The 21,207-nt window shown below is 70.8% G+C and carries 21 protein-coding genes and 3 pseudogenes; 9 read left to right on the forward strand and 15 right to left on the reverse strand.

What is annotated here, in order from left to right; genetic code table 11:
• Positions 1 to 24: 24 nt before the first annotated feature.
• From AB0L21_RS32090 to AB0L21_RS32110, 5 genes and pseudogenes are all read left to right on the forward strand, one after another.
• Positions 25 to 456 carry a hypothetical protein gene (locus AB0L21_RS32090; protein ID WP_365787967.1) on the forward strand — a complete coding sequence of 144 codons (432 nt, stop codon included), beginning with the start codon at positions 25 to 27 and terminating at the stop codon, positions 454 to 456.
• Positions 457 to 931: 475 nt separating this feature from the next.
• Complete coding sequence (locus AB0L21_RS32095; protein WP_365705534.1) at positions 932 to 1,615, forward strand: hypothetical protein; 684 nt, start codon at positions 932 to 934, stop codon at positions 1,613 to 1,615.
• 31 nt (positions 1,616 to 1,646) lie between these two features.
• A pseudogene (locus AB0L21_RS32100) lies at positions 1,647 to 1,754 on the forward strand (3-oxoacyl-ACP reductase); the annotation flags it as partial.
• Positions 1,755 to 1,915: 161 nt separating this feature from the next.
• The gene (locus AB0L21_RS32105; RefSeq protein ID WP_365787968.1) at positions 1,916 to 2,533 is read left to right on the forward strand and encodes a TetR family transcriptional regulator C-terminal domain-containing protein; all 618 of its coding nucleotides are present in this window, start codon (positions 1,916 to 1,918) and stop codon (positions 2,531 to 2,533) included.
• 454 nt (positions 2,534 to 2,987) lie between these two features.
• Positions 2,988 to 4,451: an NAD(P)/FAD-dependent oxidoreductase gene (locus AB0L21_RS32110; RefSeq protein ID WP_365705530.1), complete on the forward strand. Its 1,464-nt coding sequence runs from the start codon at positions 2,988 to 2,990 to the stop codon at positions 4,449 to 4,451.
• Between the two features lie 187 nt (positions 4,452 to 4,638).
• Here AB0L21_RS32110 and AB0L21_RS32115 read toward each other — a convergent pair whose 3' ends face one another.
• From AB0L21_RS32115 to msrA, 3 genes and pseudogenes are all read right to left on the reverse strand, one after another.
• Positions 4,639 to 5,199 (reverse strand): NAD(P)H-dependent oxidoreductase, encoded by a 561-nt coding sequence (locus AB0L21_RS32115; protein ID WP_365705528.1) that lies wholly within the window; start codon positions 5,197 to 5,199, stop codon positions 4,639 to 4,641.
• Positions 5,200 to 5,352: 153 nt separating this feature from the next.
• Positions 5,353 to 5,778, reverse strand: a pseudogene (locus AB0L21_RS32120) (prephenate dehydratase domain-containing protein); the annotation flags it as partial.
• A 129-nt stretch (positions 5,779 to 5,907) separates the two neighbouring features.
• A complete protein-coding gene (msrA, locus tag AB0L21_RS32125; RefSeq protein WP_365705526.1) occupies positions 5,908 to 6,423 on the reverse strand; it encodes a peptide-methionine (S)-S-oxide reductase MsrA in 516 nt (171 codons plus the stop codon).
• Positions 6,424 to 6,683: 260 nt separating this feature from the next.
• Here msrA and AB0L21_RS32130 point away from each other — a divergent pair, with 260 nt between their 5' ends.
• Complete coding sequence (locus AB0L21_RS32130; RefSeq protein WP_365787969.1) at positions 6,684 to 7,742, forward strand: alpha/beta hydrolase; 1,059 nt, start codon at positions 6,684 to 6,686, stop codon at positions 7,740 to 7,742.
• Between the two features lie 499 nt (positions 7,743 to 8,241).
• Here AB0L21_RS32130 and AB0L21_RS32135 read toward each other — a convergent pair whose 3' ends face one another.
• Positions 8,242 to 8,613, reverse strand: coding sequence for a hypothetical protein (locus AB0L21_RS32135; protein WP_365787970.1), 372 nt, complete (start codon positions 8,611 to 8,613; stop codon positions 8,242 to 8,244).
• Entirely contained in the window at positions 8,610 to 8,921 is a 312-nt protein-coding gene (locus AB0L21_RS32140) for a muconolactone Delta-isomerase family protein (protein WP_365787971.1), read from the reverse strand. Before AB0L21_RS32140 ends, AB0L21_RS32135 begins: the two co-directional genes overlap by 4 nt.
• Positions 8,922 to 9,223: 302 nt before the next feature.
• On the opposite strand from AB0L21_RS32140, the gene AB0L21_RS32145 reads away from it, so the two are divergent.
• On the forward strand, positions 9,224 to 9,724 hold the full coding sequence (locus AB0L21_RS32145) for a hypothetical protein (RefSeq protein WP_365705518.1): 501 nt from the start codon (positions 9,224 to 9,226) through the stop codon (positions 9,722 to 9,724).
• A gap of 772 nt (positions 9,725 to 10,496) precedes the next feature.
• Here the strand turns inward: AB0L21_RS32145 and AB0L21_RS32150 are convergent.
• On the reverse strand, positions 10,497 to 11,411 hold the full coding sequence (locus tag AB0L21_RS32150; RefSeq protein WP_365705516.1) for a LysR family transcriptional regulator: 915 nt from the start codon (positions 11,409 to 11,411) through the stop codon (positions 10,497 to 10,499).
• 233 nt (positions 11,412 to 11,644) lie between these two features.
• Between AB0L21_RS32150 and AB0L21_RS32155 the strand changes: the two genes are divergently transcribed.
• On the forward strand, positions 11,645 to 12,358 hold the full coding sequence (locus AB0L21_RS32155; protein ID WP_365705514.1) for an SDR family oxidoreductase: 714 nt from the start codon (positions 11,645 to 11,647) through the stop codon (positions 12,356 to 12,358).
• A 586-nt stretch (positions 12,359 to 12,944) separates the two neighbouring features.
• On the opposite strand, the gene AB0L21_RS32160 is transcribed toward AB0L21_RS32155, so the two are convergent.
• A complete protein-coding gene (locus AB0L21_RS32160) occupies positions 12,945 to 13,493 on the reverse strand; it encodes an ABATE domain-containing protein (protein ID WP_365787972.1) in 549 nt (182 codons plus the stop codon).
• A 195-nt stretch (positions 13,494 to 13,688) separates the two neighbouring features.
• Between AB0L21_RS32160 and AB0L21_RS32165 the strand changes: the two genes are divergently transcribed.
• Positions 13,689 to 14,327, forward strand: coding sequence for a TetR/AcrR family transcriptional regulator (locus AB0L21_RS32165; protein WP_365787973.1), 639 nt, complete (start codon positions 13,689 to 13,691; stop codon positions 14,325 to 14,327).
• A gap of 75 nt (positions 14,328 to 14,402) precedes the next feature.
• On the opposite strand, the pseudogene AB0L21_RS32170 reads toward AB0L21_RS32165, so the two are convergent.
• From AB0L21_RS32170 to AB0L21_RS32205, 8 genes and pseudogenes are all read right to left on the reverse strand, one after another.
• A pseudogene (locus AB0L21_RS32170) lies at positions 14,403 to 14,489 on the reverse strand (MBL fold metallo-hydrolase); the annotation flags it as partial.
• Between the two features lie 90 nt (positions 14,490 to 14,579).
• Entirely contained in the window at positions 14,580 to 15,152 is a 573-nt protein-coding gene (locus tag AB0L21_RS32175; RefSeq protein ID WP_365787974.1) for an ester cyclase, read from the reverse strand.
• Between the two features lie 125 nt (positions 15,153 to 15,277).
• Positions 15,278 to 15,727: a hypothetical protein gene (locus tag AB0L21_RS32180; protein ID WP_365787975.1), complete on the reverse strand. Its 450-nt coding sequence runs from the start codon at positions 15,725 to 15,727 to the stop codon at positions 15,278 to 15,280.
• A 283-nt stretch (positions 15,728 to 16,010) separates the two neighbouring features.
• Positions 16,011 to 16,997 (reverse strand): nitrilase-related carbon-nitrogen hydrolase, encoded by a 987-nt coding sequence (locus tag AB0L21_RS32185; protein WP_365787976.1) that lies wholly within the window; start codon positions 16,995 to 16,997, stop codon positions 16,011 to 16,013.
• A gap of 403 nt (positions 16,998 to 17,400) precedes the next feature.
• Positions 17,401 to 17,874: a VOC family protein gene (locus AB0L21_RS32190; RefSeq protein ID WP_365705502.1), complete on the reverse strand. Its 474-nt coding sequence runs from the start codon at positions 17,872 to 17,874 to the stop codon at positions 17,401 to 17,403.
• Positions 17,875 to 17,904: 30 nt separating this feature from the next.
• A complete protein-coding gene (locus AB0L21_RS32195; protein WP_365787977.1) occupies positions 17,905 to 18,810 on the reverse strand; it encodes an NAD(P)H-binding protein in 906 nt (301 codons plus the stop codon).
• A 366-nt stretch (positions 18,811 to 19,176) separates the two neighbouring features.
• Positions 19,177 to 19,575: an ester cyclase gene (locus tag AB0L21_RS32200; protein WP_365787978.1), complete on the reverse strand. Its 399-nt coding sequence runs from the start codon at positions 19,573 to 19,575 to the stop codon at positions 19,177 to 19,179.
• 521 nt (positions 19,576 to 20,096) lie between these two features.
• Positions 20,097 to 21,116: a LacI family DNA-binding transcriptional regulator gene (locus tag AB0L21_RS32205; protein WP_365787979.1), complete on the reverse strand. Its 1,020-nt coding sequence runs from the start codon at positions 21,114 to 21,116 to the stop codon at positions 20,097 to 20,099.
• Positions 21,117 to 21,207 lie beyond the last annotated feature (91 nt).

Raw genomic sequence — 21,207 nt, forward strand, 5'->3', positions numbered from 1 at the left:
GATCAGTGGTTCCCCTCGTCGGCGGTGTCCGCACCGGACTGGGTCCCGGCATCCGCGGCGGCACCCTTCGAGAAGTTGTTCGCCCTGGACGATCCGGCGGTCGCCGTCACCCAGCGGGAGGCGCTGGCCGACGCGGTCCGCCGGGTCGCGGTCGTGGCGGAGCCGAACAGCCCCATCCGGCTCGACTTCTCCGCCCGGGGGACCGTCCTGCTGCAGGCAGGGTACGAGGACGATGTCGCTTCCCAGCAGATCGCGGCGACGTTGACCGGCGCCCAGGACCTTGCCGTCGCCTTCCATCCCGCGTCCCTGCTGGAAGCCCTCACCTCGTTCGACTCCCCACAGATCCGGCTGGAGCTTCTGGGCCCGGGTCAGCGGGTCCTGGTCAGCGGCATGGCGGACGACACACCGCGCGAGGACCATCGTCACCTGCTCATGTCGGTACGGCAGCTGAGCTGAACGCCCCGGAGGGACGCGGGAAACGGGCGACCGTACTGACGTGAGGGCGACGGCCGGTCAGCCACTGGCCGGCGCGGTTTCCCCGGCGAGCTGGCCGGTGGCAGCTTTCCGGGACGAGTGATCGCGGAGAGCCTCACCAGAGTGCCATGATGATCCGGGCCGCGGAGCATCGGTGCCCTGAAACAGCCGGTCCTGGACGAACGTGCGGGCCGCCCGGGCCCCGAGCAGCTGGTCGTCCCCGAGATCGGGACCCATGCGCTCACTCACGCCGGCGGTGACGTGGACGTGTGTCGGCGGACCCTAAGGGACAGGGCAAGACGGTGTCCCTGACACTGCCCGTCCCCGGGCCGTGAGCAGCGGCGGCGCGCGGGTGGTCACCGTTGTACGGTCGGACCGGCGGAGCCGGGGGGCGAGTGCGTGTCTCCGCGCGGCGGGAGGCCGTAAGAGTAAGACCGAGAGGACGGGGGCGGGCGGGATGACGAGGTTGCGGCGCCCGGGCTCGTCCGTCCCGGCGTCGCCCCGGTCCCTGCGGCGGCAGCGGGTGGCCGAACTGCGGGCGCAGGGCCGGTACGGTCCCGAGCTGCGCGAGGTGCTTCCCTCCTTCGTCGGCCTCGGCCTGGTGCTGCTGGCTCTCGTCCTGCTGGCCGGCCGCCTCAGCCGCGCGTTCGGCGCCACCGGTCCGCTGATGTGCGCCCTCCTGTCCGTGGTGGCCGCCACGGTGGGCCTGCGCCTGCGCCGGAGGTTCCTCCGCCGGCGCGGCGGCCGTTACACCGCCCAGGAGCTCGCACGGCTGGACGACCGCGGGCTGGTCGAGGCCACCACGCGCATGCTGGAGCGCGATGGCTGGCGTGTGGCCGATCTGAGCCTGCGCAAGGGCCGCATGCGCCTGTACGCCCGGGATGACCAGGGTCGTGCGCTCGACGTCAGGTTCCGTCCCGTCGCGACGGCCGACGAGGACGCCCCCTGGCCGGAGACCGTGCGGGAGGCGGTCCGGCCGGGGACCGAGCGGCCCGGCCGGCTCATCGTCCACCGCGGCGACTTCAGCCACGCCGAGATGCGCTGGGCTTCCCGGCAGACCGACGTCCACCTCGTCGACGGCCGCCGACTGCGCCGCTGGGCGGCCGGCACGCCGCTGGACAGCCTGAGGCGCCGGCGCTGACCCTACGAACGCAATGGTGGACCGGTTGATCATGAGCACTCAGGAGGTCGCAGTCGTCACCGGTGCCTCGCAGGGCCTCGGGGCGAGCACCGTCGACGCCTACCGCGAGCACGGCTCCGCCGTCGTCGCCACAGGCCGGCCGTCGGCATCACCGTGTGCTGCGGGCCGACCACCTTACGGGCGGCGCAGGTGCCGTACGCGCCGCCGGTCCACTGCCGTCGGGGAGGCGCTCGGCGACCGGCGCCGGTGCCCGCACCGGCAGACCGCACCCAGATAGTCGATCGGTCGTATAGTGGCGTCATGGGACGGACAAGTGACGCCAGGGAGAAGATCCTCGACGCTGCGCAGTCACTCATCGAGCTGCGCGGCTACTCGGCGCTCGGCGTGGCCGAGATCTGCAAGACGGCCGGGGTGCCCAAGGGCAGTTTCTACTACTTCTTCGAGTCCAAGGAAGCCCTCGCGCTCACCGTGATCGACGAGCACTGGGCCGCCGAGCGGCGCGATTGGACCCGCATCCTGAAGAGCGACACGGAGCCGCTCCAGCGGTTGCGGCAGCTGTTCGAGGCGACCGAGGCCGAGCACCGGGCCGGCCGGGAGAACCGCGGATCGATAGCGGGCTGCATGCTCGGCAACCTCTCCCTGGAGATGTGCAACCAGAGCGAGGCCGTACGCGACCGGCTCAAGGAGATCTTCGAGGACCAGGTCGACTTGATCGAAGCGGTTGTCGCCGAGGCCCAGAGCCGTGGGGAGGCCGCCGTCAGCGACACCCGCGAATCGGCCCGGGCCGTGGTCGCGCAGCTGGAGGGTCAGGTGCTGTTCGCCAAGCTCTACAACACCACCGCACCGCTCGGCGCGCTCTGGGCCAACTGCCAGGCGCTGCTGAACGCCCGGCCGGCCTCCGTCCCGGCCACACCCTGACGGCACGGCGGGGCCCGAGGGTCCTGGTACGACGGCGGCCCCTGGTCCCGTGTGGCCAGGGGCCGCCGTCGTACGTCCGGGAAACCTCGCGCCGGGCCGCCGGGAGACGGCGCACCGGCCGCTCCGCGATCGCCGCGGCGTCATCCCGGTGAGACGATGCGCTCCAGCAAACCCGGGCATAGGGTGTGAATCATCCGTTCGCCCGTGTCTCGGTCGACAGTCCGGCGAGGAGACATCGCATGGTCAGGATGGCTCCCTCCGCGCGCGCAGGCGCACCTCACCTCTCGCACGCTCCGCCTCCTGACGCCCGAGCGCGCCGAAACGCGCGCACCTCGCTCGGAGCGAGAGCGAGCTGCTCCCGCCGACGAGGCACGGTCCCCACGCGGGCCGGGCAGTCGAGGCCATCGCGCGTCCGGGAAGGGGCGAGAGACACACCCAAGCCACAGGAGCAGTGATGAACGATGTCTCCCGCGCTTACGACGTCATCGTCATCGGGGCCGGCCCGGCCGGTGAGAACGCGGCCGACCGCACCCGGGCCGCCGGGCTCAGCACAGTCATCATCGAACACGAATTGCTCGGAGGTGAGTGCTCGTTCTGGGCCTGCGAGCCCAGCAAGGCGCTGCTGCGGCCGGTGATCGCCCGGGCCGACGCCCGCCGTGTCCCCGGATTCCGCCACGCGGCGGACGGGCCCCTGGACGTTCCCGCGGCGCTCGCGCACCGTGACACGATGGCCGAGCACTGGAAGGACGACGACCAGGTCGACTGGTTGGACTCGGTCTGCGTGGACCTGATCCGCGGTCACGGCCGGCTCACCGGCGAGAAGCAGGTGGCGGTGGAGACGCCCGAGGGCGACACGGTCCCCCTCACCGCCCGGCACGCCGTCGTCATCGCCACCGGCACCGGCGCGGCCCTCCCCGACCTGCCCGGACTCGACTCGGTACGTCCGTGGACCAGCCGCGAGGCGACGAGTTCCTCCGAGGTGCCCGGCCGGCTCGTGGTGGTGGGCGGAGGTGTCGTGGCCGTGGAGATGGCCACTGCCTGGCAGGCCCTCGGCTCCCAGGTGACCATGCTGGTCCGCAGCGAGGCCGGACTGCTTCCCCGGATGGAACCGTTCGCCGGTGAACTGGTCGCGGAGGGGCTGCGCGAAGCAGGAGTCGACGTTCGTCTCGGGGCCTCGGTGATCTCCGTGACGCGTCAGGAGCACGCGGCCGGCGAGGTCAGGGTCGAGCTCAAGGACGGGACCGAGATGACCGCGGACGAGGTCCTGTTCGCCATCGGCCGGACCCCGCAGACGGCGAAGCTGGGGCTGGAGACCGTCGGACTGACGCCCGGCGACTGGCTGAGGGTGGACGACACCTGCCGGGTGACCGCCGTCCCCGGCGGCTGGCTCTACGCCGTGGGTGATGTCAACCACCGGGCGTTGATGACTCACCAGGGCAAATACCAGGCCCGGATCGCGGGCACTGTCATCGGCGCACGTGCGCGGGGCGAGACCCTCGACGACACCAGGTGGGGCGCCCACACGACGACCGCGGACCTCGTGGCCGTTCCACAAGTCGTCTTCACGGACCCCGAGGTCGCGTCCGTGGGCCTCACCACACGCGAGGCCGCGCGCGCCGGACAGCGGATCGAGGTCGTGGACTACGACATCGGACTGGTCGCGGGTGCGCGTCAGTACGCCGCTGGCTACCGGGGCAGAGCCCGCATGCTGCTCGACGAGGAGACGGGCGTCGTACTGGGAGTCACCTTCGTCGGCCCCGGCGTCGGAGAACTCCTGTACTCGGCGACCGTCGCGGTGACGGCCGAGGTGACCGTCGACAGGCTCTGGCACGCCGTGCCGGCCTTCCCGACGATCAGCGAGGTCTGGCTCAGGCTGCTCGAAACCCACCGCCACCGGGGCAACGCGGAACCCTGCTGAACGCCTTCCCCGCCGTCCGCGCCGTCCCACCTGCCCGGCGTCGCGCGGGCGGTGGCCGCGCGGCACATGACCGGCCGGGGCCGCTCCCCTCCTCCGTGAAGCGGCCCCGGCCGGCAGCGGTCCCCGTCGCCCTCCGCTCCCGGACGACAGGGACGGGAGATCACCGGCAGAAGCCGGCAAGGCCGGCTCAGCCGACGCGCAGCGGAGCGAGGGCCTTGGCCCACGCCACGACCTGGTCCAGCGTGGTGACGAGCGTGTCGCGCTGGATGTCGGCCGGCTTGAAGACGGAGAAGTTCTCGAAGTCCGTGAACAGGGAGAGCGCCACCTGCGCGCGGACGTCGGCCATCTGCAGTTCGCCGGCGATGCCGCGCAGGTGCTCCACGGCGCGGGCGCCACCGAGCGAGCCGTAGCTGACGAAGCCGACGGACTTGTTGTTCCACTCGGCATAGAGGAAGTCGATCGCGTTCTTCAGCGCGCCCGGCAGGGAGCGGTTGTACTCCGGCGTGACGATGATGAAGCCGTCGAGGGAGGCGATCTTCTCGGCCCAGGCCTGGGTGTGCGGCTGGGTGTAGTTGCCCAGGGAGGCCGGGTACGCCTCGTCCAGAACGGGGAGCTTGTAGTCCAGCAGATCGACGAGTTCGAACTGGGCGTCGGTGCGCTCGGAGGCGACTTCGTGCACCCAGCGAGCGACGGCTTCACCGTTACGGCCCGGCCGGGTGCTGCCGATGATGATACCGATCTTGGTCATGAGGACGCCCTTTCATGGGTCGGCCGCGCCTGAGGTCAGCTCGGGCCCAGCCACATTTACTTGCCGAGTCAAGTAGTACAGGATGATAATTGATGCGTCAACTATGTTGAGGGTCGGCGCCAAGTCACTACTCAGCAGGTGACGGGGTCAGCCGGTGCTGTCCGGCCCCTCCTCCACCCCGGACCGCAGGACGTCGGGGCCGAACAGCGCTGCCGAGGGGCGGGGCGAAGAGCGCTGCCGCGAGGGGCGGGGCGGGCGCCGTGTGCCGGGGATCGCTCAGCTCGGCCACCTCACGCGCCGGCCCGGCCGTGTCATCGCTGACCAGGGTGCGCCAGCCACCCTCACGCAGCGTCTTCCGGCACTGGCCCAGGGCGTGCAGGTGGCTGCGTACGCACTCCACCTGATCGAGCGACGCACCGGGAGCGACCATCAGGTCGGACTGGATGGCCAGGAAATGTTCCGCGACGATGGAGAGCCCCGACTCCGCAGGAGAGGGCGCACGTCCGCCGCACGTCCGGCCGCGGAGTTGTCCACGTCGTGACAGGAGAGCGCGCGGCGGGCACACGTGTGTCCCGGCACACCTCCGCGGTGGCCGGGCAGCGTGAGACCGGGGCCGGCAGGGTCCGGAAAACGGCCGCGGGACGAGCCCTCACCGGCTCACCCCGCGGCCGTACCGCGTGGAGGGCGGTTTTCACCGCCCAGTGGTGGTCAGGATTCCGCGCGCTTCGGCAGCCGCCAGTTCGGGCGCGGGAAGTGGCAGGTGTAGCCGTCCGGGTAGCGCTGGAGGTAGTCCTGGTGCTCCGGCTCGGCCTCCCAGAACGGACCGGCCGGTACGACCTCGGTCACCACCGGCCCGGGCCACAGCCCCGACGCCTCCACGTCGGCGATGGTGTCGAGCGCGACGCGCCGCTGCTCCTCGTCGAGGTAGAAGATGGCGGAACGGTAACTGGCCCCGATGTCGTTGCCCTGCCGGTTCTTCGTGGTCGGATCGTGGATCTGGAAGAAGTACTCCAGGATCGTGCGGTAGTCGGTGACGGCCGGATCGAAGGTGATCTCGATCGACTCGGCGTGGTTCCCGTGCCTGCGATAGGTGGGATGGGCCAGGTCGTCGTCGCCGCTGTAACCGACCCGGGTGCCGGTCACACCGGGGAGTTTGCGGATCAGTTCCTGCATCCCCCAGAAGCAGCCGCCGGCCAGCAGCGCTCTTTCCTGCACGTCGGTCATCAGTTCTCACCCTTCCCCTCCCCCGGCGACCGGAGGAGATACAGCACTACTATGACGCAAACTGCGTCACCAGTCAAACCGGTGACGCCCTGCGCGGACACTGGGGCGACCGGCGCGGTGCACGCCTCGCGTCGTAACCAGTTTGACTGGTGACGTTCGGCGTGGGACAGTCGCCTGGCCACGGCTTTCCGGCGACCGCCTCGCGGCGGGAACTCCCCAGCAGAGACCCCCACTCCAGATCCACCACCACGGAGGCCCACATGATCAGCAGGCGCACCTTCAACAAGGCCGTAGGGCTGGGATCGGGCGCGGCCGCCGTCTCGCTGACCGCCCTGCAGGGCATCCCGAGCGCCTCCGCCGCCCCGCGCCACACCCCGGCGCCGACCGTCCCCGAGGTGACCCCCGGCACCCACACCTCGTTCGCCAGGCTGAGGCAGGTCAGGGCCGGTGTACTGAACGTCGGCTACGCCGAGGCGGGCCCCGCCCACGGCCCGGTCGTCATCTGTCTGCACGGCTGGCCCTACGACATCCACAGCTTCGCCGACGTCGCCCCCCTGCTGGCGGCACAGGGATACCGGGTGATCGTTCCCTATCTCCGCGGCCACGGCACGACGACCTTCCTGTCCTCCCGCACGTTCCGCAACGCACAGCAGTCGGCGGTCGCCCTCGACGTCATCGCCCTGATGGACGCCCTCAAGATCGAGCAGGCGCTCCTCGCCGGCTTCGACTGGGGCTCGCGCACCGCCGACATCATCGCGGCCCTGTGGCCCGAACGCGTCAAGGGGCTGGTGTCGGTGAGCGGGTACCTCGTCACCAATGTCGAGGCCCAGAAGAAGCCGCTGCCCCCCGCGGCCGAGCACACCTGGTGGTACCAGTACTACTTCTCCACCGAGCGGGGCCGCCTCGCCATGGAGGACAAGCAGAACAGGCACGACCTGTGCCGGTTCGTCTGGCAGACGGTCTCCCCGACCTGGCAGTTCGACGACGCCACCTTCGAACGCACCGCCACGGCGTTCGAGAACCCCGACTACCCGGCCATCGTGATCCACAACTACCGCTGGCGGCTCGGCCTCGCCGACGGGGAGCGGCGCTACGACCGCTACGAGCGCCTCCTCGCCACGCGCCCCGTCATCGCGGTGCCCACCATCACCCTCGACGCCGAGCGCGACCCGTTCACGCCTCCCGGCAACGGCGCTTCGTACCGCGACCGTTTCACCGGCGCGTACGAGCACCGCACGCTGTACGGCATCGGCCACAACCTGCCGCAGGAGGCGCCCTCCGCCTTCGCTCAGGCCGTCGTGGACGTCGACCACTTCTGATCACTGAGAGCCCCTGCTGCCCGGGGGGGCGGCGTCGGTTCGATCACCCCCGATCACCCCCGGCAGCAGGCAAGGAGCGGTCGTCCGAGCACATCCCCCGAGTGCGAGGGCGACCGCTCCGTCATGAGTCAAGCCGGTGACGCGCGCGAGGGTGTCACGCCCATCCTGGTCGGCCGGTCATCCGCCGGCCCACCCTGCGCCACCGCCCGGCCCCCGCTCGATCACACCGCCGACTCCCACGCACTGGCCGGCCGTCCAGCGCTCGTCAAGGACGCCCCGGCCGGCCGGGCCACGGTGACGACTGAGATCTGCGGCACCGGTGAGGGGCATCGACGCGATGCGGGTGCCGCTCACCGGGTGGCGTACGGACGGCGGCCCGCGACCTCGGGTGCCGACTTGGCCGGCATGCCCCACAGCGTGCGTCGTGCCACCGGTGCACCTTCACGGTCTGATGCGGCCGGCCCGCCATGTCTGTGCTCCCACACGTGCGCGAAGCGCGTCAGCCGAGCCTGGTCACCTGGTAGTGGGAGATGTGCCAGCGGTCAGCCACACGCTGGAGCACGATGCCGAGAGTGACGTGGATGTCCGGCCGGTCGGTGAAAGTGAAGTCGACGTCGAGATATCCGAGCAGGACATCGTCGGCAAGACTCCGCGTCTCCAGTACCTGGTACTCGGCCGCCAGCCCGATCGGCTGGGAGTCGTAGTACGTGAAGACCCCCTGCCGGCCGACGCTGTAGGGACGAAGCCCCTGGAAGATGGCGTCCTCGGTGAAGAGTGCCGCGGCCTTCCCCGGCTCGTGCGCGTCGACCGCGGCCTTCCACTGGTCCATGACGCCACGCAGGATGGCTTCTTGTGCTGCTGTGCCGCTCATCGGTCTTCTCCGTGAGTTGTTGTGTGGCCCGGGTCATTCGGGTGCGCCTGCAGGGCGGTGATCTCGGCGGTCATCCACGGCCACAGGGGCAGCGTGCCGAGCACGTTCTCACGCAGGTCGGCCTCGTCGTTGGCGCGCCACACGCCGACGCTGCGCAACTCACCGACCGGGCGCCACAACCGGAACAGGTGTCCCGTGGCGGCCAGTTCCCCGGCCCGGACGGATTCGGCCGCACGTCGCCGGTCGACCTCGGTGGGGTCGGTGCCCTCGGGCACGGTCGTGGTGAGCACGACCAGGAATTCCTTCATCGTCGTTCGCCCTCTCTCGGTTCTGGGGGGCTGCGGGGCCGCCTTCTCGGACGGGAGCACCCCAAACTAGACGACCGGTCTACTTCCGTCAAACCGTGGGACGACGAGCCGCCGGCCAGCGTGGTCATAGTCCCCTGAGCCGTTCGGATCCGGCCTCACACATGCGCACCGTAGGCAGACATGGGGGACACCGCCTGATCGTGTGATGGTGCGCGAGACGCTGACCCTCGACACTTTTCTGCGTGGGTACCCGGGCCTGGGTACCATGCGCAGCATCAGGCACAACGAGGGAGTGAACGGTTGTGACCAGCCAATCAACCGCCACGCTCCGGTCGCGGTACGTCGAACAAGCCGCGTCGGACCTGGAGGAGAATCGCCGACGGCAGCAGGAACTGGCCCAGACCATAAAGATGTTGAAGCGGGAGGAAGCCCTCCTCATCGACATCCTGGCGCTCGCCGAGCGGCACGAGGGCGACGTCAGCGAACCGCCGCCCCTCCCCGAGCAGGCCCAGGGGGAACCCACGGTCCGGCAGGCCAGGCCGGCCAAGGCCCAGAACGGCACGGGGAGGAGGAAGGCGAGGGGCAAGTCGCGGCAGCCTCTGCTCGCAGACATCCTGTTGGACCTGCTCCGCGCGCACGATCAGCCACGTGTCGCGAAGGAACTGAGGGACGAACTCCTCGCCAAGCACCCCGACCGGTCCCCCACCCCCCAGGTGGTACGCAACACGCTGGAATCACTCGTGGCCAAGGGACGTATCCGTCGTCACAAGCACGAGCGATCGGTGACGTACACCGTCGCGTGAAGTGCCATGCGCGGCCGGCGGACGTGTGCCGCTCCGGTCGGGGGCGAACGGAGCGGCACACGCGTGTGCACCGGTCGCCCTCCCCGTCTGGGGGCAGACGGAAGGACGACCGCTCCGACCCGCCGCGAAGCCGGCCAATCCACAGCTTCGCCGGGGGGTCTTCAGTGGCTGGCCTCCTTCTCCAGCACGTCGGCGGCGGCAACCTGCGTCTCGCCGACGCCCCGTCATCCCCGGCATTCCCTCGAACAACACCGACACCACCGGCTAGGCGAGCGCCGGACGAGCCGCCGATCCGCTGCGTCCCTCCCGGAGGCCCTGACGCCTCGTCCGTCCCGGAGCGGAACGATCCCGGCCGACTCGTGAACCCGGTGGCCACAGCCGCCTGCCCAAGAGCGACGACCCGTCCAGCATCCGCGCCGCGCCTGGAACCCGCCCTGCTCCCCCGACCAGGCGCCGTCCGGCATCAGGCCCGTTCAGTCGCTTCAGTCGCTGATGGGCGGCGGATGCCTGCGGACCCGAAGCCTACGTGCGGCCGATGCGCCCCCGCACCGGGTCACGAATCGCTTTCGTGGGTGTCTCGCTGCCGGTGACAGGCGGCCCTGCTACGCGGGCGGAGGGTGTGCGTGACGTCCTCCGGGAGGCACGGCGCTGAACGCAGCGTTCCTGAATGCCGGCCCCTGCGCCCTGCGCACAGCCGACGGCATGTGCGCCAAGGTGTCGACCACCTCCCGACGACAGCTCCGGGAGGCCGGGCGCGAGGTGACGGAGCCGGTCACCGCCGGTGCGGGTCGTCCTCGGGGAGCCATACGTCCGGGTCGTCCAGGCCGAGATCGCCGACTCCCTCCGTGAGGGCGTCCACGGTGCTGAGCACGGCCGCGCGTTGCTCGTCGCGGCGCCACACCAGGGACCACGTCCAGTAGACCTTCGGCCCGGACACGGGGCGCGCGACCAGATCGGGGGGCAGCGACGCCATCTGTGCCTTGGGGCAGTTGAGGATCGGGCGGCGCGCGCGGCGTACGTGGTCGAAGAAGCCCGGACCGGTGATGCCTCCGTCGGAGATGCGTACCGCGCGGGCGCCGGTGTCCCGGGCCAGCCGCTCGGCGTAGACGTTCCAGGACGACCATGTCGTGACGTCGGTGTCCACCAGGACGAGGAGGTCCTGGGCGCGGATGTCGTCCGGCTGACGGTCCGCGGAGACCGCGTACAGGCGGTCCGCGCCGATGAGCCGGGCGTTGAGCCCGCGTTCGTCCAGGTCCTGCCGGCGGACCCAGCACACCGCGAGGTCGAGACTGCCGTCCGCGACCCGCGCCGCCTGGGTGTGCGAGGGCGCGATCCAGGCGTCGACGTGCACCCGGGCCACGGCCGAGGTCCGGGCGGTCAGGTCCGGTGGCAGCCAGTTGACGTAGCCGATCCGGACGGATTCCGAGCCGGCGATCCTGGCGGCGCGGTTCCGGAGGTCGTCCGCGCGCTCCAGCAGGTCGCGCGCGTGCGGAAGGAGTGCCGCGCCGGCGGCGGTGAGGGCGACCGAGCGGCGGTCGCGGTCGAAGAGCCGCACGCCGAGATCGCGTTCCAGGGCCTTGATCTGCTGGGACAGCGACGGACCGGCTATCAGCAGCCGGTCCGCGGCACGCCCGAAGTTGAGGTCCTCGGCCACCGCGACGAAGTACCGCAGCTGACGCAACTCCATGAGGCCATGCTACGGAGCGGCTGTCGGCGGGACAGCCCCCGGTGCACCTCCGCGACGTGTTGGCTCCCAGCTGGTAGGCACAGGCTCTTACAGCAGGTCAGATGGGGTGTGGCGACGATAACGGTGCGAGAGGAGGTGGAATTAGACGACTGGTCGTCTGGTTCTGGAACGTGACCGGCCGACGCGGACCGGTCGGAACCACCACCGTCACACCGAAACCGAAGAAGGCAGTCATGAGCAACTCCGGCAAGAAGGTCGCCGTCATCACCGGTGCCTCCCAGGGCATCGGCGCGGGCCTGGTCGAGGCGTATCGCAAGCTCGGCTATGCCGTGGTCGCCACGTCGCGGACCATCGCCGCGTCGGACGACCCGGACCTCGTCACCGTTCAGGGCGACATCGCCGACCCCGCCACGGCCGAGCGCGTCGCCGCCGCCGCGATCGAGCGGTTCGGCCGCATCGACACCCTCGTCAACAACGCCGGCATCTTCGTCGCCAAGCCGTTCACCGAGTACACCCAGGAGGACTACGACGCGGTCACCGGCGTCAACCTGAGCGGTTTCTTCCGGATCACCCAGCTCGCTGTCGAGCAGATGCTCCGTCATGGCGGCGGCCACGTCGTCCAGATCACCACGAGCCTGGTCGACCACGCCCTCTCCGCGGTGCCCTCCGTGCTGGCCTCCCTGAGCAAGGGCGGCCTCCAGTCCGCCACGAAGGCTCTGGCCATCGAGTACGCGACCCGGGGCATCCGCAGCAACGCCGTCTCCCTGGGCGTCATCAAGACCCCGATGCACTCGGAGGAGTACTTCGAGACGTTCGCCGCCCTGCACCCGGTCGGGCGGATGGGTGAGATCAGCGACATCGTCGACGCTGTTCTCTACCTGGAGAACGCGCCGTTCGTCACGGGAGAGGTCCTGCACGTCGACGGCGGCCAGAGCGCCGGTCACTGACGCCGGGCGGGGCGGCCCCGGAGGCGCTGTCCCAGGAGCCGGCGTCCCCTGAACTGAAGTCCGTCCAGCCGCACTTCGAAGGTGGGCCGGCTGAGAAACCGGGCGACGACTCCGAGTGGTCGCCCGGGTCCAGGGAGGTCAGCCGCGGCAGCAGGAGCACCGCGGTGGACGTCAGCAGGCGGTCGGGGTCCGGTCCCCTGCCCGCGCCGAGGGCGACCGGCAGAGGGCCGCGGTGGTCCACCGAGTCCGGCACCGATCAGCTCACGAAGAGGCGGCACTGACACCTCGTCGACTGAACGCCTACGCCGCTCGGCTGCCGCCGGCCGGGAGGACTCGCGTCATCGCGGTGGCGGCACACACCTGGTGACACCGGTACGACGTCGCCACCACACGCGGTGCCAGCACCGGACGTGGCCGGTACCGGCCACGTCCGCCACAGGCGGCGCCCACGGCGGGCGGCCCCGCGCCGTGCGCCGGGACGGACGGGCGGGGATCGTTGAACGAGTGCTCCCGGTCCACGTGCGGGTGAAGCCGGCGCCCGCCGCGGACACGCACCGGGCGGCCGGGACGGTCCGCGCGGGAGCGATCAGCCCGTCCGGCTGTGCCGGCGGGCCCGGTAGGCGGCGGCCTTGACCCGGTTGCCGCAGGTCTTCATGGAGCACCACTCCCGCCGGGGGCCGCGCGAGCGATCGATGTAGACCTGCGTGCACTCGGGGCGGGAGCACTCGCGCAGCAGTCCCTCCACTTCGCCCAGGGTCTCCACGGTCTCCCGGGCGAGAACCACCAGGGCCTGCGAGACGGAACCGGTGCGGCGGCGCGTGCCGTCGGCGGCGAGCTGTACTCTGACGGGCAGCCCTGCCGCCTGCCGGTTCACCTCGGCGAGCGCCGCGGCCGGCAGCGGTTCGCCCGCCAGGTGGGCCGCGACCACTGAGTAGATGGCCTCACGCAGGTCAACGGCGGTGGCGAGGTCGGCCTCGTCGGCACCGGGCGCCGCGTCGAGCATTCCGGACTCCACGAACCAGTCGTCGAGCGACTCGGGAGATGCGAGCATCTCCGTCGGCGCCGCGTTGCGGCGTGCACGCAGCGTTCCGACGAAGTCGAGGAAGAGCGTCCCGCAGGGGAATGCATGAGTCACGTCACCATTCTGGCCGGTGACAAACGAAAATGCAAAGCCCCTGATCGAACGCCGGCACCTGACGTCGGCGCCCTGTATGCCTCCGACACGCTATCGGACCAGTCGCCGGACACCCCGGCCAGACCGCCGACCCGGGCGGGATGCGGGCGACACCGGCATCCGACAGGCTGTGATCACGGCGGTTACCATGACCGTGTGTCTGGCAAGCGCCCCTATGTCTCTCCCCTGCGCCGGCAGGCAGCCGCCCACACCCGCGCGGAGATTCTGCGGTGCGCCACCGACCTCTTCGCTGAACGCGGTTACGGCAGGGTCACCGTGGCGGACATCGCCTCGGCGACCGGAGTCTCGGCCAAGACCGTCTTCGCCAGCGTGGGCAGCAAGGGCGCCATCCTGAACGAGATCGTGGACCAGGGCGTGGTCGCGTCGGACTACCAGAAGACCATGCGCAAGCTGCTCACCCTGCGCGCGCCGGAAGCCGTCCTGGAGGCGTTGGCCCGGGGCACACGGGCCGGCAATGAAGGACAGTTCCGGGTCCACGAAGCGATCCGGGCGGCTCTGCCCGTCCATGAGAACGGCGAGGCCCTGTGGGAACGGGCGACCTCCGCCTACCGGGAGGCCCTTCGGACAGCCGCTCGCCACTTGCACACCCTGACCCCGGCGCCCGACCGCCCCGAGGAGGAGACGGCGGATCTTCTCTGGTTCTGGTTCGGCCCGACCGGCTGGCGCACCCTGGTGAGGGAGAACGGCTGGTCCTGGGAGCACGCCGAGGCCTTTCTGCTGCGGACGGCCGTCGCGACCCTGTTCCCTCACGCATGCGGTGGTTCACGCTGTTGACGGCCGTGCGTCACATGACGTGACGTCGCGTCGGCCGGAAGGGAGCGCCATTGACTCGCGCGACCGGTGCAGGCCGGTGCGCAGGTACTCGGCCGGGCCGAGATGGCCGTTGTCCGCGTGGGTGAGCAGGACGGCCGCCACCGCCTCCGATGAGGTACCGGCCTCCTGTCTCCCCCGGCCGCGATGCCGCCTCACGAAATACGTGTCGCCCCCTGCGGCCGGTACTGTGCGCCGAGCGGAGGGACACACCCTTCACACCGTGGTGTCGTGCGGCAGCGCCGCGGCGGCCTCGGCCGCTCGCGCCGTGACCTCGGAGGCGGCTCGTGCGGCCCGGCCGGTCACCCGCCAGGACAGCATGCGCATGCCGGCGGCCGGTCCGGGGGGAAAGACGCCCAGCTGACCGAGCATCGTGATGTCGTCCCGCACGGCCTCGTGCCGGATGATCTTGCCGTCGCGGAGGTCCAGCACGTGGATCTGCTCGAAGTCGATCTCCCGTCCGGTGGGAGGTACGACCTGGTCGACCTCCTGGTCCTTGAAGAGGACGAAGGCACCGGTGTGACGGCCCCGCATGCGCAGCCGCACCCATACCTGGGTGTCACCGGTGATGATTCCGGTGACGGGCAGCCGCAGGTCGCTGAACGCGGATCGCAGCCACGCGCCGGAGGCGAGCACGCCTGCCGGACCGGGGATCCGGCACGCCGGAGGAGACACCGCGGCTTCGCGGTTCCGGAACTCTGCGTGGACGACTTCGGCGGCCAGCGCGGGGTCACCGGTCTCCAGGACCTTGAAGAGCGCGTGACCGAGGTCGGTGGCGTGCATCGCCATGGGGTCTTGCCTTCCCTCTGCTGTGGGCTGCGGACGGACACCCAAGAGGGCACCCTCTGTTGAGGTTATACACTACCTATTGAATAGTCATTGGGTGAAGGCAGCGCGGTACGCGCATCGCCGGTTCAGATGAACAGGACACTTTCGACGTCGATGGTGACGAGTTCCGTGTCCCAGGACACCGTTCCGTCCTCGCCGAGCCGTCGAACTCTTCGTAGGCGGAGGCAAAGTGCGCGGCGGCGCCGGCGTTGATGACTACGGGTGTGTATGTCATGTCTGCGCAGCAGACCGTCCGGGCCGAAGTAGAACACCTGCTCGCGGCAGTGAGTCGCGATGTGGTCCGGGAAGGTCACCCGCAAGCGCCTCCAGGTCTCCGCCTCGACGGTGACGGGAGACAGTTCGACGGCCTTGAACCCGTCAGAGCCGAAGGTGAACGGGGACGTCAGATAAGTCCACATGGCGTATCCGGCGAAGTAGGCCACATGCAGGTCGTCCCAGGCAGCGTGCAGGTCGTTCGGGAACGAGGCGCGAGGGTCGGACCGCTCGGCCCTCACCTCGCCGCTGACCGTCTCCACGGCCGCCCGGCCGGCGGTGACGGAGGTCCGCGATTCGGGCGCGGTGAAGGGATAGTGGCTGGCGTGTTGCCGGCACTTCCGGCTCGGCGGTTCGCTGTGGCGGCTGAAGGGACGGGAAGGGATTCTGCGTCATGCGGCCGTGCGGCTCGACCTGCACCGGCCACGATGCGAAGACGTGAGGCCCGTCGGTCGCTGATCCGGCTTCCGCGGGTCGCTTTTGCCATGGCTGTCCTGGCCCAGGTCCCCTGGCGCTCGGCTCGCGCGTTCCAGGAGGGCCGTGTCACTACGCCTCACCCGCGCCGGCCTCCTCCGGCGCGCGGGCGGCGGGGACCGGGGCGGGGGTGCCACGCTCGTGGACGTGCGGCGCCGGTGTGCGGTCGATCCGGAGGCTGAGCAGTTCCGGTCGGCTGTAGTGGCCGCGCGAGTCCATCAGGCGCTTGCGCAGGTCGATCCGGGTCAGGTCCAAATCTGCGATGACCTCGCCCTCCCCGGAGGTGAGCGGCTCGCCGACGAGGCTGCCCTCGGGGTCGACGACGGCGGTGAAGAAGCCACCGGAGACCGCGGCGACGGGTCCGCCGGTGTCCGCGGCGATCTGCGCCTGCTGGTCGGCGTCGAGCCAGGCAGTCGCGTTGACCACGAAGCAGGCCGACTCCAGTGCGTGCTGGCGGATGTTGACCTCGATCTGGTCGGCGAACCGCTGGCCGCCGAAGGCGCCGGGGTACATCGCGGCGTGGATCTGCTCCCCGTCGGCGATCAGGGCGTAGCGCGCCAGCGGCAGGTGGTGTTCCCAGCAGGCGAGCTGGCCGATGCGGCCGACGGCACTGTCGACCGCGCGCAGGCCCGAACCATCGCCCTGACCCCAGACCATCCGCTCGTGGAAGGTCGGTGTGATCTTGCGGCGGCGCTGGATGAGCGTGCCGTCCGCGTCGAACAGCAGCTGCGTGTTGTAAAGGGTGCTGCCGTCGCGCTCGTTGACGCCGATGGAGACGACCATCCCGGCTTCGCGGGCGGCTTCGGCGATCGCCTGGGTCTCGGCGGACGGTACGGTCACCGCCTCCTCCAGCAGACGGATGTGCTCCTCGGCCGTCATGTAGGGAGGCTGCAGGAAGGAGAAGTAGGGGTAGTAGGGGACGACGGTCTCGGGGAAGACCGCGAACTGGACGCCCTGCTCGCCCAGCTGGCGGATCTTCCGCACGATCTTGGCGGTGGTGCCGGCCCGGCTGTACAGCACGGGGCTGATCTGTACGGCGGCGGCTCGGACGACTGTCATGAGCGGATTCCTTCGGGTGGGGGTGGGGTTGCCTTCGCGGTGTGGCGCCCGCGCGCAGACGGGCAGGCGGTGGGCGCGGCGCGAGCGGGACAGGGGGCTTCAGGTGGTCCGCGGAGTTCATCCGGTGCCCTGAGCGACCGGGGTGCTGTGGGCGGTGTGCGGTGCCGCCGGGCGGGCAAGCCGCCACGGTGTTGCCGGCTGTACCGCTCAGCGCCGGTGCGTTTCGAGGACGCGCGGCCTGTGCGTCGGCCGCCCCGGCCGCTCGGAGGCGTCGGCCGGCCGGATCGGCGCGCCCTCGGTCTGTCTGTCGGCCGCGGTCCCGCGGCCGACCAGCTGGACAGCAGGGGCTCCTCGACGGACAGGGCGGGGCCGCGCCTCCGAGGACGCAGGCCCTTGGGGGCGGTCAGCGGCCGGGGAACCGCTGCGTGATCTCCTGGAGCACCCAGCCGTTGCCGTCCGGGTCGCTGAAGGTGGCGTAGGAACCGTAGCTGGCACGCTCCGGGTGCGGGCCGGCGATCCGCTCCTGGCCCTGACCGTTGTGCACGACGTCCCCGGCGTCGTGCCCGTGGAAGAAGAGGCCCTTGCCGTCGTGGAACACCTCGCTCACCTCGATTCCGCGGCCGACGAGGTCCGCGCGGGCCTCTTCGATGTCCGTGACGACGAGGTACAGACCCTGGGCCGAACCCGGCTCGGCCGTGGTGAGGCCCGTGCCGAAGATGATCGAGGCCTCGGAGCCGGGCGGCGTGAGGTGGACGACCCGGTAGTCGTCAGTGACGTCCTTGGCGAGGTCGAGCCGGAATCCCGCCTTCTCGTAGAAGGCCCTGGCGCGGTCGACGTCCGAGACGGGCAGGACAAGGAGCTCTAGTTTCATGGTCATTTCTCTGATCACTTTCGGTGAGTGGGCAGGTCAGCCCAGGTAGAAGTCCTTGCGTGCCGCCACGAACTCCTCGATCGTCCGGGCGGGGGCGCCGGTGAGGCGCTCGACGTCGTCCGATGCCCGGTCGTAGCGGTTCTCCTGGTGCAGGCGGCACATGGTGACGATGTGCTGCTCGATGTGTGACGGCAGGCCGATCGTGGAGAGCACCTCCTCGCGCCACTGTTCCAGCGGCACGTCCACGTACGAGACCGGCCGGCCCAGCGCCTTCGAGAAGGCCTCGGCCATCTCCGTCATGTCGGCCGTTCGCGGGCCGGTCAGTTCGTAGACACGCCCCACGTGCGGAGCGGGCTCGCGCAGCACGGTCGCGATCACCCTGGCGACGTCGTCCACGGCGACCGGTGAGGTGCGCCCCGCGCCGAAGGGCAGTTCGATGGTGCCCCGCGCGCGGATCGTCTGTGCCGGAAGCATGGTGAACAGCGGGTTGTCCAGGAACGATGTCGGGCGGACGTGGACCACCGGCAGGCCCGACCAGTCGAACACCTGCTCCGCCAGCCAGTGCAGCCGTTGCTGCCGGGACTCGGCGGTGCTGGTGGCGGTCATCTGCGACACGGTCATCTGCGACAGGTCGACCAGGGCATCCAGCGTGCCGTGCTGCCGGGCGACACTCGCCACGACGGTCGCCGCGAGGAGATGGTCCGGTGAGACAGGCATGGCGAAGTACATGCTCCGGGCGCCCTCCAGGGCGGTCGCGACGGTCTCGGGTCGCGTGAGGTCACCCAGGACGACCTCCGCCCCGAGGGCACGGAGCCGCGCGGCCCGGTCGTCGTCCCTACGGACCATGACACGCACGGGTACGTCATGTGCGCGCAGCCTCTCGACGACTTTGCGGCCCACGCCGCCCGCGCCTGCGATGAGGGCGGGGTGATTGGCAGCCATAGGTCTGTCTCCTTCTTTGTGACTGGGTGAGATCGCATGCGCGTCGCCGCACGGAATCGGGGGCGCGGACGTTCGGCGGAGCTCCAGCGGGTGCCGCGGGAAGGCCGAGGGAGGGGATGCGATGACCCCGACCCGAGTTAGGAGCATATGCTCCTATTGGGCAAGAGGCAAGCACTCCCCCTCCTCACCCGGGCCGACATGTCGCCGGAGGGGGCGCTCCTGCTCGCCGCAGGCACGGTGGGCAACGCTGAACCTTTCCGCGCGCGGGACCATCGGCCATGGTGACGATCCGGCGCGACACGGTGCGCCCGGGACCGGATGCCGTGCCGGTGGCCCACGCGGCAAGGAGCGGAGCTTCCCGGCGGATCAGGTGCCGGCGCCCGGACACACCTTGGTCGGCGGGCGTGACATACTCCGCCCGTGTTGTGTGTCACCGCCGTGACCGGTGACCAGCAAAACTGCGGACGGGCGGGCCGTGCGGATCCGGCGCGGCCCGCCGCTCGTGTGTGTTCCGCTGATGGTGTAGGCGAAGGCCAACTCGTCATCGGTGGCTACGAGGTGTTCCACCGCCACGTTCAGGTCCGGGATGGCCGCGCGGAGTCCGCCGAACATCGCCTTGTACCCCGCGGGCCCGGGCCCCTGGCCTGGGGCGGGGTCGTGATCGATCGAACCGGGCGCCACGATCTTGTCCAGGGCGTCGAGGTCGCCGGTGACGACGGCCTCTGCGAAAGCGGTCTGGGCGGCGATGTTCGTCTGTCCGGACATGGCGCTCCTCCGCGCTGAGTCGGCCACCGGTCCGCAAGGGCCGGACTTCCGCAGGCACCCGCGCATGCGGGAAGGCGGGGAAAGCGCCGGCCCGCGTGCCCGCCAGGCGACTGCCGCGCGTTCCCGCCGCGACGGCCCGGCCCGCTCCCCAGCCGACCGGGGCCGCAGCGGACAGGCGAGCCCGGGCACGCCTGCGCCCCGGCGCAGCGGCCCTGTGCCACGGTGCCTCCGGTCTCCTCCTGTCGCCACGCGATGGCACTCCGGCAGGCGATACGCAACCGTGCGCTGTCGCGGCACGCGTCTCAGCGGCGGCGGGACGACCGTGGCGCGAGCGGCGACCGCAAACGCCCGGCGTCGTCGACGCTCGTGCGGCCCGTCTCAAGCGGGGCGCCGAACGAGTGCGGGGCAGCCGAGGTCACCGGGCCCCGTCCACCACGGGCCGACCGGTACGGCGGCCACGCCCGCTCCACCCACCGCCGGAGAGGTCGAACCGCCTCGGCGGGTCCACCGCGCCACCGCTGTCAACCGGCCGTGCTCTCACGTACGACAAGCCTGTGCCCCGCGGTCACCTCCCGCGGGCCGGGGCGTGTGGCGCCGCGCGGCGAACCGTGGACCTGCTGTTGCAGCATCTCCACCGCGACCCGGGCGATCTGCTCCTTGTCGGGGGAGACGGTGGTGAGCGTCGGGGTGCTGTAGCGCCCGTCCTCGATGTCGTCGAACCCCGCGACGGCCACGTCCCGCGGTACGCGCAGGCCACGGGCGAGTGCGGTGCGCTGAGCCCCGAGGGCCAGCAGGTCGTTGAAGCAGAAGACCGCCTGCGGCGGCTCGTCCAGAGCGAGCAGCCGTGTCATCGCTTCGGCACCGTCGGACCGGTGGTAGGAATCCGTCGGCGGGGCGAGTGCCTCGTCGTAGGGCAGGCCGGCCGCGCGCAGGGCTTCTTTGTAGCCGGCGAGCCGGAGGCGGGCGGTGTCGGCGCTCGGGTTCGTCTGCCGTCCGATGGCGGCGATACGTGTGTGGCCGAGTGACAACAGGTGCTCGGTCACCTCCCTCGCCGCCCGCTGGTTGTCGATGGCGACGTGGTGGGTGGGGCCGTCGATGACCCGCTCCCCCAGCAGGACGAGCGCGGTGCCGGCGTCGCGGTCGGCCAGTTCCTCCCGTCCGACTGCGATCGGGCTGAAGATCAGGCCGTCGATGCGCTGCGCGCGGATCCCTTCGAGGACCTGGCGTTCCCGTTCCGGCCGGCCGTCCGTCTGCTCGATGATGACGGTCCAGCCGCGTTCGGCCGCCGCGTCGATGACGAAGCGCGTCAGCTCCGCGAAGTACGGTGCGTCGAGTTCGGGCAGGGCGAGAGCGATCACACCGGTGCGGCCCTGACGCAGGTTGCGGGCGGACAGGTTCGGGCGGTAGTCCAGTTCCGCCAACGCGCGTTCGACCTTCTCCCGCGTCGGCGGTGCGACGTAGGTGTAGCCGTTCACCACGTTCGACACGGTCTTCACCGAGACTCCGGCCAGGGCCGCGACGTCCTTGAGGCTCGCTCCCACCAGATCACCTCCCACTGCGCCTGGCGAAGGCGCTCGCACCAGCGCGTCGAGGGCCACACTCGCAGACGGCCCGCCCGCGTCGGCAACCGCT

This window comes from Streptomyces sp. NPDC052721 (genome assembly GCF_040678315.1).
GTDB lineage: Bacteria > Actinomycetota > Actinomycetes > Streptomycetales > Streptomycetaceae > Streptomyces.

What these genes read in the sequence shown, in the direction of transcription:
- AB0L21_RS32095 (WP_365705534.1), top strand. Translation starts at nt 932, where the DNA reads ATGACGAGGTTGCGGCGCCCGGGCTCGTCCGTCCCGGCGTCGCCCCGG.
- AB0L21_RS32195 (WP_365787977.1), bottom strand. Translation starts at nt 18,810, where the DNA reads ATGGCTGCCAATCACCCCGCCCTCATCGCAGGCGCGGGCGGCGTGGGC.
- AB0L21_RS32105 (WP_365787968.1), top strand. Translation starts at nt 1,916, where the DNA reads ATGGGACGGACAAGTGACGCCAGGGAGAAGATCCTCGACGCTGCGCAG.
- AB0L21_RS32110 (WP_365705530.1), top strand. Translation starts at nt 2,988, where the DNA reads ATGAACGATGTCTCCCGCGCTTACGACGTCATCGTCATCGGGGCCGGC.
- AB0L21_RS32155 (WP_365705514.1), top strand. Translation starts at nt 11,645, where the DNA reads ATGAGCAACTCCGGCAAGAAGGTCGCCGTCATCACCGGTGCCTCCCAG.
- AB0L21_RS32115 (WP_365705528.1), bottom strand. Translation starts at nt 5,199, where the DNA reads ATGACCAAGATCGGTATCATCATCGGCAGCACCCGGCCGGGCCGTAAC.
- AB0L21_RS32130 (WP_365787969.1), top strand. Translation starts at nt 6,684, where the DNA reads ATGATCAGCAGGCGCACCTTCAACAAGGCCGTAGGGCTGGGATCGGGC.
- msrA (WP_365705526.1), bottom strand. Translation starts at nt 6,423, where the DNA reads ATGACCGACGTGCAGGAAAGAGCGCTGCTGGCCGGCGGCTGCTTCTGG.
- AB0L21_RS32135 (WP_365787970.1), bottom strand. Translation starts at nt 8,613, where the DNA reads ATGAGCGGCACAGCAGCACAAGAAGCCATCCTGCGTGGCGTCATGGAC.
- AB0L21_RS32190 (WP_365705502.1), bottom strand. Translation starts at nt 17,874, where the DNA reads ATGACCATGAAACTAGAGCTCCTTGTCCTGCCCGTCTCGGACGTCGAC.
- AB0L21_RS32140 (WP_365787971.1), bottom strand. Translation starts at nt 8,921, where the DNA reads ATGAAGGAATTCCTGGTCGTGCTCACCACGACCGTGCCCGAGGGCACC.
- AB0L21_RS32175 (WP_365787974.1), bottom strand. Translation starts at nt 15,152, where the DNA reads ATGGCGATGCACGCCACCGACCTCGGTCACGCGCTCTTCAAGGTCCTG.
- AB0L21_RS32150 (WP_365705516.1), bottom strand. Translation starts at nt 11,411, where the DNA reads ATGGAGTTGCGTCAGCTGCGGTACTTCGTCGCGGTGGCCGAGGACCTC.
- AB0L21_RS32200 (WP_365787978.1), bottom strand. Translation starts at nt 19,575, where the DNA reads ATGTCCGGACAGACGAACATCGCCGCCCAGACCGCTTTCGCAGAGGCC.
- AB0L21_RS32185 (WP_365787976.1), bottom strand. Translation starts at nt 16,997, where the DNA reads ATGACAGTCGTCCGAGCCGCCGCCGTACAGATCAGCCCCGTGCTGTAC.